The organism is Mycobacterium sp. 5-140-3-2 (assembly GCF_035666375.1).
GTDB lineage: Bacteria > Actinomycetota > Actinomycetes > Mycobacteriales > Mycobacteriaceae > Mycobacterium > Mycobacterium intracellulare.
Map to the genome: position 1 here is coordinate 1,357,257 of NZ_CP142025.1, position 14,528 is coordinate 1,371,784.

15 protein-coding genes and 1 tRNA gene are annotated in these 14,528 nt (G+C 66.6%); 9 read left to right on the forward strand and 7 right to left on the reverse strand.

Annotated elements, in window-relative coordinates:
* The first annotated feature begins 346 nt into the window (after nt 1–346).
* Nucleotides 347–961 (forward strand): sce7726 family protein, encoded by a 615-nt coding sequence (locus P6281_RS26130; protein WP_442757121.1) that lies wholly within the window; start codon nt 347–349, stop codon nt 959–961.
* Here P6281_RS26130 and P6281_RS06645 read toward each other — a convergent pair.
* The 7 genes from P6281_RS06645 to P6281_RS06675 all read right to left on the reverse strand — a co-directional run bounded on the left by P6281_RS06645 (nt 849) and on the right by P6281_RS06675 (nt 4,184).
* Entirely contained in the window at nt 849–1,958 is a 1,110-nt protein-coding gene (locus P6281_RS06645; protein ID WP_324738673.1) for a beta family protein, read from the reverse strand. The genes P6281_RS26130 and P6281_RS06645 overlap by 113 nt on opposite strands.
* 121 nt (nt 1,959–2,079) lie before the next feature.
* The gene (locus P6281_RS06650) at nt 2,080–2,247 is read right to left on the reverse strand and encodes a hypothetical protein (protein WP_164681173.1); all 168 of its coding nucleotides are present in this window, start codon (nt 2,245–2,247) and stop codon (nt 2,080–2,082) included.
* A gap of 161 nt (nt 2,248–2,408) precedes the next feature.
* Nucleotides 2,409–2,798, reverse strand: coding sequence for a hypothetical protein (locus P6281_RS06655; RefSeq protein ID WP_324738674.1), 390 nt, complete (start codon nt 2,796–2,798; stop codon nt 2,409–2,411).
* Nucleotides 2,799–2,950: 152 nt separating this feature from the next.
* A complete protein-coding gene (locus P6281_RS06660; protein ID WP_324738675.1) occupies nt 2,951–3,217 on the reverse strand; it encodes a hypothetical protein in 267 nt (88 codons plus the stop codon).
* Nucleotides 3,214–3,447, reverse strand: coding sequence for a hypothetical protein (locus tag P6281_RS06665; protein ID WP_324738676.1), 234 nt, complete (start codon nt 3,445–3,447; stop codon nt 3,214–3,216). The genes P6281_RS06660 and P6281_RS06665 overlap by 4 nt, the downstream gene beginning before the upstream one ends.
* Before the next feature lie 167 nt (nt 3,448–3,614).
* On the reverse strand, nt 3,615–3,980 hold the full coding sequence (locus tag P6281_RS06670; protein WP_324738677.1) for a hypothetical protein: 366 nt from the start codon (nt 3,978–3,980) through the stop codon (nt 3,615–3,617).
* A gap of 128 nt (nt 3,981–4,108) precedes the next feature.
* Nucleotides 4,109–4,184, reverse strand: a tRNA-Arg gene (locus P6281_RS06675).
* A gap of 115 nt (nt 4,185–4,299) precedes the next feature.
* Here P6281_RS06675 and argS point away from each other — a divergent pair.
* The 8 genes from argS (at nt 4,300) to prfA (ending at nt 14,502) form a co-directional block, all read left to right on the forward strand.
* Nucleotides 4,300–5,952 (forward strand): arginine--tRNA ligase, encoded by a 1,653-nt coding sequence (argS, locus tag P6281_RS06680; RefSeq protein WP_014941497.1) that lies wholly within the window; start codon nt 4,300–4,302, stop codon nt 5,950–5,952.
* On the forward strand, nt 5,949–7,367 hold the full coding sequence (lysA, locus tag P6281_RS06685) for a diaminopimelate decarboxylase (RefSeq protein WP_008254777.1): 1,419 nt from the start codon (nt 5,949–5,951) through the stop codon (nt 7,365–7,367). The genes argS and lysA overlap by 4 nt, the downstream gene beginning before the upstream one ends.
* Nucleotides 7,368–7,371: 4 nt before the next feature.
* The gene (locus P6281_RS06690; protein ID WP_008254778.1) at nt 7,372–8,697 is read left to right on the forward strand and encodes a homoserine dehydrogenase; all 1,326 of its coding nucleotides are present in this window, start codon (nt 7,372–7,374) and stop codon (nt 8,695–8,697) included.
* Entirely contained in the window at nt 8,694–9,776 is a 1,083-nt protein-coding gene (thrC, locus tag P6281_RS06695; protein WP_008254781.1) for a threonine synthase, read from the forward strand. The genes P6281_RS06690 and thrC overlap by 4 nt, the downstream gene beginning before the upstream one ends.
* A gap of 76 nt (nt 9,777–9,852) precedes the next feature.
* The gene (thrB, locus tag P6281_RS06700) at nt 9,853–10,800 is read left to right on the forward strand and encodes a homoserine kinase (RefSeq protein WP_168710506.1); all 948 of its coding nucleotides are present in this window, start codon (nt 9,853–9,855) and stop codon (nt 10,798–10,800) included.
* A 267-nt stretch (nt 10,801–11,067) separates the two neighbouring features.
* A complete protein-coding gene (gene rho / locus P6281_RS06705) occupies nt 11,068–12,933 on the forward strand; it encodes a transcription termination factor Rho (protein ID WP_036454903.1) in 1,866 nt (621 codons plus the stop codon).
* 165 nt (nt 12,934–13,098) lie between these two features.
* On the forward strand, nt 13,099–13,329 hold the full coding sequence (rpmE, locus tag P6281_RS06710) for a 50S ribosomal protein L31 (protein ID WP_036454905.1): 231 nt from the start codon (nt 13,099–13,101) through the stop codon (nt 13,327–13,329).
* 99 nt (nt 13,330–13,428) lie between these two features.
* Nucleotides 13,429–14,502: a peptide chain release factor 1 gene (gene prfA / locus P6281_RS06715; protein WP_009955314.1), complete on the forward strand. Its 1,074-nt coding sequence runs from the start codon at nt 13,429–13,431 to the stop codon at nt 14,500–14,502.
* Nucleotides 14,503–14,528: the final 26 nt, after the last annotated feature.

Sequence of the window (14,528 nt, forward strand, 5' to 3'; positions counted from 1 at the left end):
ATGGGCAGCAAAACGGTCTTGGCCGGTTGTCATCGCGGCCCTGGTTGTTGCCGCACGTATGCGATCCCGCGTGACCGGATACGCCCGTGGTGAGCTGGTTGCGGTGGTGGTCGGTGCGGCGCCGCCTGGCCGCCCTCGAGGCGCGGGTGGCGGCGTTGGAGGCCGGGAGGCCGCGGATCGTGCGGCTTGGCGCGACGAAACACGGGACCGCCGAACTATGCGGCCATGTGACCGAGCCGGAATGGAATCGCGATGGGGCGACTTCGGTCTGCCGCCGCATTCAAAGAAGGAGGTAGGCGCTACCGTGAACAGCATGCGAGACAGGGACGTCAGAGCCGCCCTGCATATGCAGCTACTTCAGGATCATGCCAACGACCTGGGGTCAACGTTATTCGTCGACGAACTATGCCTTTGTGGAGAGGCGCGCGTGGACGTCGCTGTCGTGAATGCCGCGCTGTCAGGTTTCGAGCTGAAGAGCGCGTCGGACACGCTCAAGCGGCTCCCTGCACAGGTCGAGGTGTATTCACGTGTACTCGATTTCTGCACCATTGTCGTTGCCGAGAATCACCTCGATCATGCGTTGCCTTTGATCCCCCCATGGTGGGGGTGCATCGCCGCCAGATGGGACGGCAAAGAAGCGGTGCTCGACGAAATCGCCAGTCCCCAGCGGAATTACGCTGTGGACGCGTACGCACTTGCCCAACTTCTATGGCGCGACGAAGCGTTAGCCGCCCTGGAAGAGGTAGACGCCGCAAGGGGATACCGGAGTAAGCCCAGAAGGGCGCTGTGGGAGCGCCTTACACAGGTCGTCGAGATTGACGTTTTGAGGGAGTTGGTGCGGGACGGCCTCAGGAGCCGGGAACGTTGGCGCCCTGGGAGTTTATCGATTCGATCTGGTCTAGAACTCTCAACAGGTGATGCTGCGTTCCAACCGTCACCCAGGTCCGTGGCATACCAGTAGGTCCGTCGCTTGCTGCGGCCGTGATCCAGGGTTCGCTGCCGCAGTGCGTTGCCGTGAATTCGTTGTGAGCCGAGATCGCGCGCGCTGCTGGACGGATGGCTTCGCCGCCTTCGCTCCGACCCTGAGTTCCTTTAAACAAGGTTCCCCTGCCGAAAAGCCATTTGCTATTACACGTGTATTTCAGCTTCCCGCTGATCTGCAGATATCGAGGATCGACTTCGGCGAATGGATCTGGGTGAGCGATGGCGTAGTCGCCAAACGTTGGTTGGCGTGCGCCGTACCGTTCGTTGTCGACCAATTGGCGGTAGTTCAGCCATTCCTGGCGGGGGATCTCGTGCAATCCCTGACCCAGCGGCAGGGTCTGGGGCATTGCCGTGGCGGTGGCGGTGACCGTTTTCCATTCCGCCGGCATTGAGAGTGACTGCAAAGCGGTGTTAAGCGCGAACAGGGACGAAGATCCCGTGTTGTCTCGAAGATCGATCATCAGGTGCGTGTTTGATTTTTTCGCGCCGAGGTGGTCCAGAAGCGCATCGATTTCCTGGCTTTGCGGCGGAACCGGCCAGTGCTCCGCCTCGAGCCGTAGGCAGACGTCTGCTGATGTACCACTGCCCAGGAGCGTCCGTGCAGCTTCCAAGGACTCAGCGGAGCGACTCGGTGAAACAACCGGCACCAGCTCTAACTGAATTTTCGATGCCTCTGTGACCATCCACTCAAGCGGATGGCGGCCGTCCGCCATGGTCTCTTCGTCAAGGTGGAGCACATCGATGAAGGCCGCCCGCTTGCCCCATGTTTTCTTGAGATCAGCGGGCAACTTCTTTAGGTGATCGTCGACCGTTTTCTTAGGTTGGTCTAGGTCGAAGTCCCAGTCAATCGGATGCGCGACGAACAACGGCGTAAATCGGCGCTTCTTGGCGTCATCGATTTGACCCAAGGCGTCTCGTTCGCCGGCCTTCGTGAAGAGGATAGGAACGTAATGGTCCCGGTTGAATGCGTCCATCGAGTCCTTCTGCAACTATTGCCTTTGCCTTGAAGCTGGCCAGCAGTGACCGTACACCCCGACAGCGACAGAGATGCAGATATTGCGATAGCTGCTCCCCGGCAATCCCAAGTCCACCCGGCTAGTACCCCCCACCCCGTAGGTCGGCGGCGAATTGGATGGCGATGTCGCGCCAGCCGTCCGCCTGTTCCCGCAGCTTGGTGATCTGTCGCTGGGCGGCGACTAGGAGTATCACGCATACCGCGCAGGCGATGAGCGCGATGACTGCGAGCTGGACGGCTGGGGTCATGTGGTTCTCCTGTTGACGCAATGGGCGGGTGTTGCGCCGATGGTGGCACGCGCCGGGCGTTCTCGGGTGGGTAATCCGCGAATCTCGGCGGAATCCGTTGTGGCAGGCCCTGAAATGGCAACCGCCCGCCGCTCCGTTCACATTTCAACGCTGTGTTAGCACTAATGGAGCAGGTGGGCGATTCCGGAGATTAGCAGTATCCCGCCGATCAGAACAGCGATAACCACAAGTGTGGCTTGGTTTTCGGACATCCGGCCGAGCCAGTTCGCGGTCGGCGACGTAGGTGCCCCCCTTGTGCGTCGCACGTGGCCGTTTTCGTCGACGCTGACGGTGGTGCGCTTCTCGCCACCGTCGATCGCGATGATGATCCACACCGGCAGCCATAGACCGAACAAGAGAACGGTTATCAGGAGGTGCAAAATGTGGTTGACGGGCTTGCCCGTTGACACGATTGCCGACGTCGGCGTACGCGCCTCGACGCGACCACCGCGCGCCAGCATCGCCATCAGCTCCTCGTCGAGCGCGCTCGAGCGCTGCGATTCGGACAGCATGTACGTCACCTCCGGTAGGCCGTGAAAAGCGGCTCACGGTACCAATCCGTGGCCGCGGTCCGGGTGTGAATCGTTCGGCCTCATATAAACGTCACAGAAAACGCCCCGCCGAGAGATTTCGACGGGGCGCTACTTCTGGCCAGTTAAGCGGGCTACATGTTGGGCGGTGGCGCCGGTGGTGTCCCGGCGGCACACATCTGCTGCAGGAACCAGCGGTACATGACCGCGCCCATCGGATTCTGCACGTCGAGCCGCGGGTCCGCCGGGATGAGCTGCCCGTTGCATTCCACGGATCCCGGTGGTGTTGGGGGCGGCGGTGGCGGGCCGGCGTGGGCTGCTCCCGCGGTCGTGATGGCCTTGAGGACGATGATCGCCACTACCGCCGCGAACGCGATCAGTGTGGCCCTACGGCGGGTCACCGGGCACCCCAGATGAGCACAACGGTGATGGCTGCGGCGATGAGGCCGCAGACCAGGAGGACGGCGGCCAAGTTGAACACGGCCCCCCATGACGCCGGCACCGGATCCTCGTGGTCGAGGTCGTCATCGGCCCACGCCAGCGAAGGGCTGTCCTGCGCCAGGGTGGGCAGCATGTCGGTCGGTTCGGCTGCGGACCCGACAGCGGTCTCCGCTGCGTCGCTGTCGGTCATCGCTTCCCGCCCAGGTGTTGGCCGAGAAGAATTGCGCCCCACAGCAGGGCGACTAACCCGCCCGCGACAAGGCCGCCGGCGACCCCCCGCCTGGGTGGCGCCGAAGTACGTCACGCCCAACGTCACCGCGACCGCCGCAGCGATGCGTTCCAGCCAACTGCGGCTACTCATCGGGCACCGCCCAACGCGGAACCGGCAGGGTGGTGCTGCATGGCCGCGAAGATCGCCCGCTGGTGTTCGGCCCGCGCCGCGTCCAGTTCGGCCACGACGAACGCCCACGCTCGGGCGGCGTCGGCGGCCTGCGTGGTGTCGTCGATCCAGTCCGCCGGCGTTGCGGCGTCAACGTGCCCGGTGAACGTGACGCCGCCGCCCGGGCCGACGTGGCGGCGGATGACGCCCGTGGCGTGCGGCAGGTTCAACACGGCCGTGTCGTGGACGATGAAACGGTCACCGCGGAGGTGCAGCGCGTGCAACGGGGGAACGGCCGGGCGGTCGATGTTGGCGCCGTGGGTGTTGGCTGGGTGGAGGGGCATTGTTGTGGCTCCTGTGTGTCGCGGGTGGGTGATCCGCGAGCAAACGGGAGCGGCGTGGCCGAATAACAGCCGGACAACAGTGGGGCCATCTGCTAGGGTCAAAAACCGTGTTTGACCTGCGTAGACCCTGGTGCCCCCGGCAGGATTCGAACCTGCGGCCTTCTGCTCCGGAGGCAGACGCTCTATCCCCTGAGCTACGGGGGCGCTACAACTTTGTTGTTGCACCATTGGGCTCCGACAGACTAGCGCATCCAGGCGGCCGCCCCGCCACCGCAACGGATTCGGGGCGCGGGCATGCGAGCCAATAGGATGGACGCTCGTGACCCCCGCTGACCTCGCTGAGCTGCTCAAAAACACCGCCGCCGCGGTGCTGGCCGAGCGCGGGCTGGACGCTGCCATGCTGCCGGCGACGGTGACCGTCGAGCGGCCCCGCAATCCCGAGCACGGCGATTACGCCAGCAACCTGGCGATGCAGCTGGGCAAAAAGGTCGGTGCCAACCCCCGCGAGCTCGCCGGATGGCTCGCCGAGGCACTCGCGCAGGCCGACGGCGTCGCTTCCGCGGAGGTGGCCGGACCGGGCTTCATCAACCTGCGCCTCGAGGCGTCGGCGCAGGCGGTCGTGGTCAACAACGTCATCGACGGCGGCGCTCGCTACGGCCATTCCGACGCGCTGGCCGGTCACCACATCAACCTGGAGTTCGTCTCGGCCAACCCGACCGGGCCGATCCACATCGGCGGAACCCGCTGGGCCGCGGTCGGCGACGCGCTGGGCCGGCTGCTGTCCACCCAGGGCGCCGACGTGGTGCGCGAATACTATTTCAACGACCACGGCGCCCAGATCGACCGCTTCGCCAGCTCGCTGATCGCCGCGGCCAAGGGCGAACCCACCCCGGAAGACAGCTACGCGGGCGCCTACATCAACGACATCGCCGCCCAGATCGTGCAGAAGGCCCCCGACGCGCTGAGCCTGCCCGCCCCCGAGATGCACGAGACCTTCCGCGCCATCGGCGTCGACCTGATGTTCACCCACATCAAGGAGTCGTTGCACGAATTCGGCACCGACTTCGACGTCTACACCCACGAAGACGCGATGCACACCAGCGGACGGGTCGACGAGGCCCTCGCCAAGCTGCGCGAGACCGGCAACATCTACGAGAAGGACGGCGCAACATGGTTGCGCGCCAGTGCCTTTGGTGATGACAAGGATCGCGTCGTGATCAAGAGCGACGGGAAGCCCGCCTACATCGCCGGGGACATCGCCTACTACCTGGACAAGCGGCAACGCGGCTTCGACCTGTGCATCTACATGCTCGGCGCCGACCACCACGGGTACATCGCCCGCCTCAAGGCGGTCGCCGCCGCCCTCGGCGAGGACCCGGCCACCGTCGAGGTGCTCATCGGCCAGATGGTCAACTTGGTCCGCGACGGCCAGCCGGTCCGGATGAGCAAGCGCGCCGGAACCGTGCTCACCCTCGACGATCTCGTCGAGGCGATCGGCGTCGACGCCGCCCGCTACAGCCTGATCCGGTCCTCGGTGGACACCCCGATCGACATCGACCTCGCGCTGTGGTCGTCGGCGTCCAACGAAAACCCGGTCTATTACGTGCAATACGCGCACGCCCGGCTCTCGGCGCTGGCCCGCAACGCCGCCGAACTCGGTCTCATCCCCGACACCGGGAACCTCGGGCTGCTCGACCACGACAAGGAGGGGACGCTGTTGCGCACCCTCGGCGAATTCCCGCGGGTGCTCACGACGGCGTCGTCGCTGCGCGAACCGCACCGGATCTGCCGCTACCTGGAAGACCTCGCCGGCGACTACCACCGGTTCTACGACTCCTGCCGGGTGCTGCCGCAGGGCGACGAGCAGCCCACCGATCTGCACACCGCGCGCCTGGCGCTGTGCCAGGCGACCCGCCAGGTGATCGCCAACGGCTTGGCGATACTCGGCGTCACTGCCCCGGAGCGAATGTGAACGTTCATCCCGCCGGTCCTCGGCACGCCGAAGAGACCCGCCACGCCGACAGCCCGCCGCGGCCGCAATCCGCCGAGGAGCTGCTGCTGTTGGCGCCAAACGTGTGGCCCCGCAACACGACTCGCGATGAAGGCGGAGTCGCCAGCATCGCGGGGGTAGCGGTGACCGACCTCGCCCAGGAGTACGGCACCCCGCTGTTCGTCGTCGACGAGGACGATTTCCGGTCCCGCTGCCGCGAGATCGCGTCGGCGTTCGGTGGGGGCAAGAACGTGCACTATGCCGCGAAAGCCTTTCTGTGCAGCGAGATCGCGCGCTGGATCGACGAGGAAGGCCTGTCGCTCGACGTGTGCACCGGCGGCGAGCTGGCCGTTGCGCTGCACGCCAACTTCCCGCCGGAGCGGATCACCTTCCACGGCAACAACAAGTCAGTCGCGGAATTGACCGCGGCGGTCAAAGCCGGTGTCGGCCACGTCGTTTTGGACTCGATGACCGAGATCGAGCGTCTGAATACCATTGCGGGCGAGGCGGGTATCGTCCAGGACGTCTTCGTCCGTCTCACGGTCGGTGTCGAAGCGCACACCCATGAGTTCATCTCGACCGCACACGAGGACCAGAAGTTCGGACTGTCCGTGGCCAGCGGCGCGGCGTTGGCCGCCGTCGGCCGGGTATTCGAAGCCGAACACCTGCGGGTGGTCGGTCTGCACAGCCACATCGGTTCGCAGATCTTCGACGTCGCCGGCTTCGAACTCGCCGCGCGCCGTGTCCTCGGCCTGCTGCACGAGGCCGTCGAGCAGTTCGGCGTCGACAAGACCGCGCAGATCTCGACCGTGGATCTCGGTGGCGGACTTGGTATCTCGTATCTGGCCGCGGACGACCCGCCGCCGATGGGCGAACTGGCCGCCAAGTTGAGCGCGATCGTGAAGAACGAGTCGGAGGCTGTCGGGCTGCCGACACCGCGGCTGGTCGTCGAGCCCGGACGAGCCATCGCCGGACCGGGCACCATCACCCTCTACGAGGTGGGCACCGTCAAGGACGTGGACGTCAGTGCCACGGCACACCGGCGCTATGTCAGCGTCGACGGCGGCATGAGCGACAACATCCGCACCGCCCTGTATGACGCCCAATACGACGCCAGGCTGGTCTCCCGGCTCAGCGATGCGCCCGCGGAGCTGGCGCGTGTTGTCGGAAAGCATTGCGAGAGCGGCGATATCGTCGTGCGCGACACGTGGGTGCCCGGCGACCTGCATCCCGGCGACCTGATCGGGGTGGCCGCCACCGGCGCCTACTGCTATTCGTTGTCGAGTCGGTACAACATGGTCTGCCGTCCCGCCGTCGTCGCGGTGCGTGACGGGCGCGCGCGCCTGCTCCTGCGCCGCGAGACGGTCGACGATCTGCTGAGTCTGGAAGTGAGGTGAACTGGTGCCGCGTGAGGAAAAGCCGGTCGGTGTAGCGGTACTCGGGTTGGGCAACGTCGGCAGCGAAGTCGTCCGAATCATCGAGGAAAGCGCCGATGACCTCGCGGCCCGCGTCGGCGCGCCCCTGGTGCTGCGCGGCGTCGGAGTGCGCCGCGTCGCCGACGACCGTGGCGTTCCCGCCGAGCTGCTCACCGACGACATCGAAGGGCTCGCCGCGCGCGATGACGTCGACATCGTCGTGGAGCTCATGGGACCGGTCGAGCCGTCCCGCAAGGCCATCCTGTGCGCCCTCGAACACGGCAAATCGGTCGTCACGGCGAACAAGGCGCTGCTGTCCATCTCCACCGGCGAGCTGGCGCAGGCGGCCGAAAGCGCGCATGTCGACCTGTATTTCGAGGCGGCGGTGGCGGGCGCGATTCCCGTCATCCGGCCGCTCACCCAGTCGCTTGCGGGCGACACGGTGTTGCGGGTCGCGGGCATCGTCAACGGCACCACGAACTACATCCTGTCCGCGATGGACAGCACCGGCGCCGACTACGACACCGCGCTGGCCGAGGCCAGCGCGCTCGGCTACGCCGAGGCCGACCCCACCGCCGACGTCGAGGGATACGACGCCGCCGCCAAGGCCGCGATCCTGGCGTCCATCGCGTTCCACACGCGGGTGATCGCCGACGACGTCTATCGCGAGGGCATCACCAAGGTCACGCCGGCCGACTTCGAGTCCGCCCGTGCGCTGGGCTGCACCATCAAGCTGCTGTCCATCTGCGAGCGCATCACGGACGGCGATGGCCAGGAGCGGGTCTCGGCCCGCGTCTATCCGGCTTTGGTGCCGCTGTCGCATCCTCTGGCCACGGTCAACGGGGCGTTCAACGCGGTCGTGGTCGAGGCCAAGGCCTCCGGAAGGCTGATGTTCTACGGCCAGGGCGCCGGCGGCGCGCCGACCGCGTCCGCCGTGGCCGGGGACCTGGTGATGGCCGCGCGCAACCGCGTGCTGGGCAGCCGCGGGCCGCGGGAATCCAAGTACGCCCAACTCCCCGTAGCCCCAATGGGTTTGATCTCCACGCGCTACTACGTCAGCATGAACGTGGCGGACAAGCCCGGCGTGTTGTCCTCGGTGGCAGCCGAATTCGCCAAACGCGAGGTCAGCATCGCCGAGGTGCGGCAGGAGGGCGTCGCGGACGAGGGCGGACGACGGGTGGGGGCACGGATCGTCGTGGTCACCCACCGCGCCACGGACGCCGCGCTGTCCGAAACCGTCGACGCGCTCGCCGACCTCGATGCCGTGCAGAGCGTGACGAGCGTGCTGCGACTGGAAGGGACCACCCTATGAGCGCGCCGCGCACCGCCGTCCACCAGCCCTGGCCCGGGCTCATCGAGGCCTACCGGGACCGGTTGCCGGTGGGCGACGACTGGACCCCGGTCACCCTGCTCGAGGGCGGCACCCCGCTGATCGCGGCGACCCGCCTGTCGGAAAAGACCGGCTGCACAGTCCATCTCAAGGTCGAGGGCCTCAATCCCACCGGCTCCTTCAAAGACCGGGGGATGACGATGGCGGTCACCGATGCGGTGGCGCGCGGCCAACAGGCCGTGTTGTGCGCCTCGACCGGCAACACCTCGGCGTCGGCGGCGGCCTATGCCGCCCGCGCCGGGATCACCTGCGCGGTGCTGATCCCGCAGGGCAAGATCGCGATGGGCAAGCTGGCGCAGGCGGTGATGCACGGCGCCAAGATCATCCAGATCGACGGCAACTTCGACGACTGCCTGGAACTGGCCCGAAAGATGGCCGCCGACTTCCCGACGATCTCCTTGGTCAATTCGGTCAACCCGGTGCGCATCGAGGGCCAGAAGACGGCCGCGTTCGAGATCGTCGACGCGCTCGGCGCAGCGCCGGACGTGCACGCCCTTCCGGTCGGCAACGCGGGCAACATCACCGCGTACTGGAAGGGATACACCGAGTATCACCACGAGGGCCTGATCGAAAAGCTGCCGCGGATGCTGGGCACCCAGGCGGCCGGCGCGGCCCCCCTGGTGAACGGTGCGCCGGTCAAGAACCCGGAAACGATTGCGACCGCGATCCGCATCGGCGCGCCCGCGTCGTGGACGGCCGCGGTCGACGCGCAGCGCCAATCCAACGGCCGCTTCCTGGCGGCCACCGACGAGGAGATCCTGGCCGCCTACCACCTGGTGGCCGAGTCCGAAGGTGTGTTCGTCGAACCCGCCTCGGCGGCCAGCATCGCGGGTCTGCTCAAGGCCGTCGACGACGGCTGGGTGGCCCGCGGGTCGACGGTCGTGTGCACGGTGACGGGCAACGGGCTCAAGGATCCCGACACGGCACTACGGGATATGCCCACCGTGACCGCGCTGCCGGTTGATCCGGTCCTGGTGGTCGAAAAACTGGGGCTGGCGTAGTGCGGTCACCGAGCGCGGGGCGTATGGACGAATTCCAGGCAGGCCACGTACATAGCGCCCACACTCGGCGGTCACGTTGGTGACCCCGATGCTGCCCGCCGGGCTGGTGGCCACCGCCGTGGTTTCGGCCTCCAGCGCAAACCTCGGGCCGGGCTTCGACAGCATCGGTCTGGCGTTGAGTCTGTGCGACGAAATCACCGTGGAGACAACTTCTTCCGGCTTGGTCGTCACGGTAGAGGGGGAAGGTGCCGGCCAACTGCCGGTGGACGCCGACCATCTGGTGGTGCGCGCCCTCGAGCGCGGCCTGCAAGCTGTCGGGGTCCGCGCCCCCGGGCTGGTGGTGCGGTGCCGCAACGCCATCCCGCATTCCCGCGGCCTGGGCTCGTCCGCGGCGGCGGTGGTGGGCGGGCTTGCGGCCGCGAACGGCCTTGTCGCGCAGACGGATTGGCAGACGCTCGACGACACCCAGCTGATTCAATTGTCCTCGGACTTCGAGGGTCATCCCGACAACGCGGCGGCGGCCGTGCTGGGCGGTGCGGTCGTGTCGTGGGTCGACCGCAGCGGTGATCACCCGCGGTACGCGGCGGTGCCGCTGCGGCTTCACCCCGACATCCACCTGTACTGCGCCGTTCCCGAGGAACGCTCCCTGACGGCCGAGACCCGCGTGCTGCTGCCGGCGCAGGTCAGCCATGATGACGCACGCTTCAACGTCAGCCGCACCGCGTTGCTGGTGGTCGCGCTGACCGAACGCCCGGACCTGCTCATGGCGGCCACCGAAGATGTGCTCCACCAGCCGCAGCGCGCACCGGCCATGCCCGCCTCGGCGGAATATTTGCGGCTGCTGCGGCGTCATAACGTGGCAGCGACGCTGTCCGGGGCTGGTCCATCGGTGATCGCGATGACCACGGCGGCGGGGTTGCCCCCGGAGGCGGTGGAGTACGCCGCCACAAGCGGATTTGCCCTCATCAAGATGGCTGCCGGCGAACGAGTTCGCTGGAGTCCGGGAGTCACCGTCGCGGGTTGATCAACAGCGTGGCCGGAGGGTTTGCTTGCTTCCAGCAGGGATGGGGGCTATCCTCGGAGCCGTCCAGCAATCGCAGCATCTGCATCTGCATCCATACTGCCTTGCCGCTAGGACAACACCAATTCTTCTTGTGGACGAGGTTCGCCGTTTACTCCGCCGATCCAGGCGATCACCGTTGCAGAGTCGATGATTGGGCGCACTCGGCAATTTGGCTGAATGCAACGAACCCCCCGTATGACGTGATCATTGGGGGAAGAAAGGAACTCCGTGACTGATACGGACCTGTTCACGGCTGGCGAAAACACTGACGCCAATCAACTGTCTAATGCCGTGACCACCGACACTCCCGACGCGAAGACGAGCGCTTCGGCCGGCGCCCTGTCCACCATGGTGCTGCCCGAGCTACGCGCGCTGGCTAACCAGGTCGGCGTCAAAGGGACGTCGGGAATGCGTAAGAACGAACTGATCGCCGCGATCAAAGAAGTCAGGGGACAGGCCAACGGCGTGCCCGCCAACGGCACGAAGTCCACTGAGGACAGCGGCAAGCCGGACACCAAAGACGACGACACCAAAGACACCAAGGACGACAACGGCGCTGACGCACCGGCGGCCAAGGAAGGCCAGAACGGCGCAGCCACCGAGGCGCCCCGCCGCGAACGACGCGGCGCTTCCCGCGACGCGGGATCGACCGACCGCGGCAACGAGGATGCCGATCGCGAGCGCACCGGCGGCCGAGTTGGCGGCGCCACCGGCGAGACCGACGGCCGCGAAGGCAAGCAGGACAAAGACAACCAGAACGAGAACCGCGGCCAGGGCGGCGGGAGCGAGGATCAACAGAGCTCCGGCGGCCAGCAGGGCCGTGGCGGGTCGAACCAGCAGGACGACGACGGCGAAGGACGCGGCGGCCGGCGGGGACGCCGCTTCCGCGACCGCCGGCGCCGGGGCGAGCGCTCCGGAGAGGGCGGCGACGCCGAACTGCGCGAGGACGACGTCGTTCAGCCGGTAGCCGGCATTCTTGACGTCCTCGACAATTACGCGTTCGTGCGCACTTCCGGGTACCTGGCCGGGCCCCATGACGTTTACGTGTCGATGAACATGGTGCGCAAGAACGGCCTGCGCCGCGGTGACGCCGTCACCGGCGCCGTCCGCGTGCCGAAGGAAGGCGAGCAGCCCAACCAGCGGCAGAAGTTCAATCCGCTGGTCCGCCTGGACAGCGTCAACGGCGGCTCGGTCGAGGACGCCAAGAAGCGCCCCGATTTCTCCAAGCTGACGCCGCTGTACCCCAACCAGCGTCTTCGCCTGGAAACCACGCCCGACCGGCTGACCACGCGGGTCATCGACCTGATCATGCCGATCGGGAAGGGCCAGCGTGCGCTGATCGTGTCGCCGCCCAAGGCGGGTAAGACGACGATCCTGCAGGACATCGCCAACGCGATCACCAAGAACAACCCGGAATGCCACCTCATGGTCGTGCTCGTCGACGAGCGGCCCGAGGAGGTCACCGACATGCAGCGTTCCGTCAAGGGTGAGGTCATCTCCTCGACCTTCGACCGGCCGCCGTCCGATCACACCCAGGCCGCCGAGCTGGCCATCGAGCGGGCCAAGCGGCTCGTCGAGCAGGGCAAGGACGTCGTCGTGCTGCTGGACTCGATCACCCGCCTCGGGCGCGCCTACAACAACGCCTCGCCGGCGTCGGGCCGCATCCTGTCCGGTGGTGTCGACTCCACCGCGCTGTACCCGCCCAAGCGCTTCCTGGGCGCCGCGCGCAACATCGAGGAGGGCGGCTCGCTGACCATCATCGCCACCGCGATGGTCGAGACGGGGTCCACCGGTGACACGGTCATCTTCGAGGAGTTCAAGGGCACCGGTAACGCCGAGCTCAAGCTGGACCGCAAGATCTCCGAACGCCGGGTCTTCCCCGCGGTCGACGTGAACCCCTCCGGCACCCGCAAGGACGAACTGCTGCTGTCGCCGGACGAGTTCGGCATCGTGCACAAGCTGCGCCGCGTGCTGTCGGGCCTGGATTCCCACCAGGCCATCGACCTGCTGATGTCGCAGCTGCGCAAGACGAAGACCAACTACGAGTTCCTGGTCCAGGTGTCCAAGACGACGCCTGGGATGGACAACGACTAGGGGGACCGTCGCTCCCGCTAAACCACGCACAAGACACGCCGGGCGCCAGCGCCGTAATTTAAGTTCGCGGCGACCGCCCCGGGAATGGCGAAGCCCATCCCGCTGTTTTGGGGCATGACGGTTGACCCGGCATAATCGGACGCTGAAACGATCGAAGAGGACACCATGAAAGCTGACATTCACCCCGCCTACGCGGAGACCACCGTGCTCTGCGGATGCGGCAACACCTTCCAGACGCGCAGCACCAAAGAGGGTGGCCACATCACCGTCGAGGTCTGCTCGCAGTGCCACCCCTTCTACACCGGCAAGCAGAAGATCCTGGACAGCGGTGGCCGGGTCGCCCGCTTCGAGAAGCGCTACGGCAAGCGCAAGGCCGGAGCTGCTGTCGACAAATAGCTCGGTTACCGACGCCCGAACTGTGCGTGCAGTCGCACAGGCCGGGCGTCGGTTTGCGTTTGCGGCAGTGACGGGCGACAACGGGGCAGGAGGTATGGCATGACGAAGCCGGTACAGACCATTGACGTGCTGCTGGCCGAGCACGCCGACCTCGAGCGACGGCTGGCCGACCCCGAACTGCACAGCAACCCCGACGAGGCCCGCAAGGCCGGACGGCGCTTCGCCCGGCTGGCCCCGATCGTCGGCACCTACCGCAAGCTGATGGCCGCCCGTGAAGACCTCGAGGCCGCGCGCGAACTGGCCGCCGACGACGATTCCTTCGCCGCCGAGGCGAGCGACCTGGAATCCCGGGTGGCCGAGTTGGACACCCAGCTCACCGACATGCTGGCCCCGCGCGACCCGCACGACGCCGACGACATCGTGCTCGAGGTCAAATCCGGTGAGGGCGGGGAAGAGTCGGCGCTGTTCGCCGCCGACCTGGCCCGGATGTACATTCGCTACGCCGAGCGGCACGGCTGGACCGTCACCGTGCTGGACGAAACCACCTCGGACCTCGGCGGTTACAAGGACGCGACGCTGTCCATCGCCAGCAAAGGTGATTCGGCCGACGGGGTCTGGTCGCGGATGAAGTTCGAGGGCGGGGTGCACCGGGTTCAACGCGTCCCAGTGACGGAATCCCAAGGCCGCGTTCACACTTCGGCGGCGGGTGTGCTCGTGTATCCCGAACCCGAAGAAATCGGCGAGGTGCAGATCGACGAGTCGGATCTGCGCATCGACGTCTACCGTTCGTCGGGCAAGGGCGGCCAGGGTGTCAACACCACCGACTCCGCGGTGCGGATCACGCACTTGCCCACCGGAATCGTGGTCACCTGTCAAAACGAGCGCTCGCAGCTACAGAACAAGGCGCGGGCGCTGCAGGTTCTGGCGGCGCGCCTGCAGTCCTTGGCCGAAGAACAGGCGCTGGCGGACGCGTCGGCGGACCGGGCCAGCCAGATCCGCACGGTGGACCGCAGCGAGCGCATCCGCACCTACAACTTCCCGGAGAACCGGATCGCCGACCACCGCATCAACTTCAAGTCGCACAATCTCGATCAAGTGCTCGACGGCGACCTGGATGCGTTGTTCGATGCCCTGGCTGCGGCCGACAAGCAAAGCCGGCTGCAACAAGCATGACGTCCCAGCGACGACGCGGAGCGAAG

Excerpts from the sequence above, each read along its gene's own strand:
- P6281_RS06650 (WP_164681173.1), bottom strand. The coding sequence starts at position 2,247 with ATGACCCCAGCCGTCCAGCTCGCAGTCATCGCGCTCATCGCCTGCGCG.
- P6281_RS06670 (WP_324738677.1), bottom strand. The coding sequence starts at position 3,980 with ATGCCCCTCCACCCAGCCAACACCCACGGCGCCAACATCGACCGCCCG.
- prfA (WP_009955314.1), top strand. The coding sequence starts at position 13,429 with ATGACGAAGCCGGTACAGACCATTGACGTGCTGCTGGCCGAGCACGCC.
- thrC (WP_008254781.1), top strand. The coding sequence starts at position 8,694 with ATGAGCGCGCCGCGCACCGCCGTCCACCAGCCCTGGCCCGGGCTCATC.
- P6281_RS06665 (WP_324738676.1), bottom strand. The coding sequence starts at position 3,447 with ATGACCGACAGCGACGCAGCGGAGACCGCTGTCGGGTCCGCAGCCGAA.
- P6281_RS06655 (WP_324738674.1), bottom strand. The coding sequence starts at position 2,798 with ATGCTGTCCGAATCGCAGCGCTCGAGCGCGCTCGACGAGGAGCTGATG.
- P6281_RS06645 (WP_324738673.1), bottom strand. The coding sequence starts at position 1,958 with ATGGACGCATTCAACCGGGACCATTACGTTCCTATCCTCTTCACGAAG.
- rpmE (WP_036454905.1), top strand. The coding sequence starts at position 13,099 with ATGAAAGCTGACATTCACCCCGCCTACGCGGAGACCACCGTGCTCTGC.
- P6281_RS26130 (WP_442757121.1), top strand. The coding sequence starts at position 347 with ATGCAGCTACTTCAGGATCATGCCAACGACCTGGGGTCAACGTTATTC.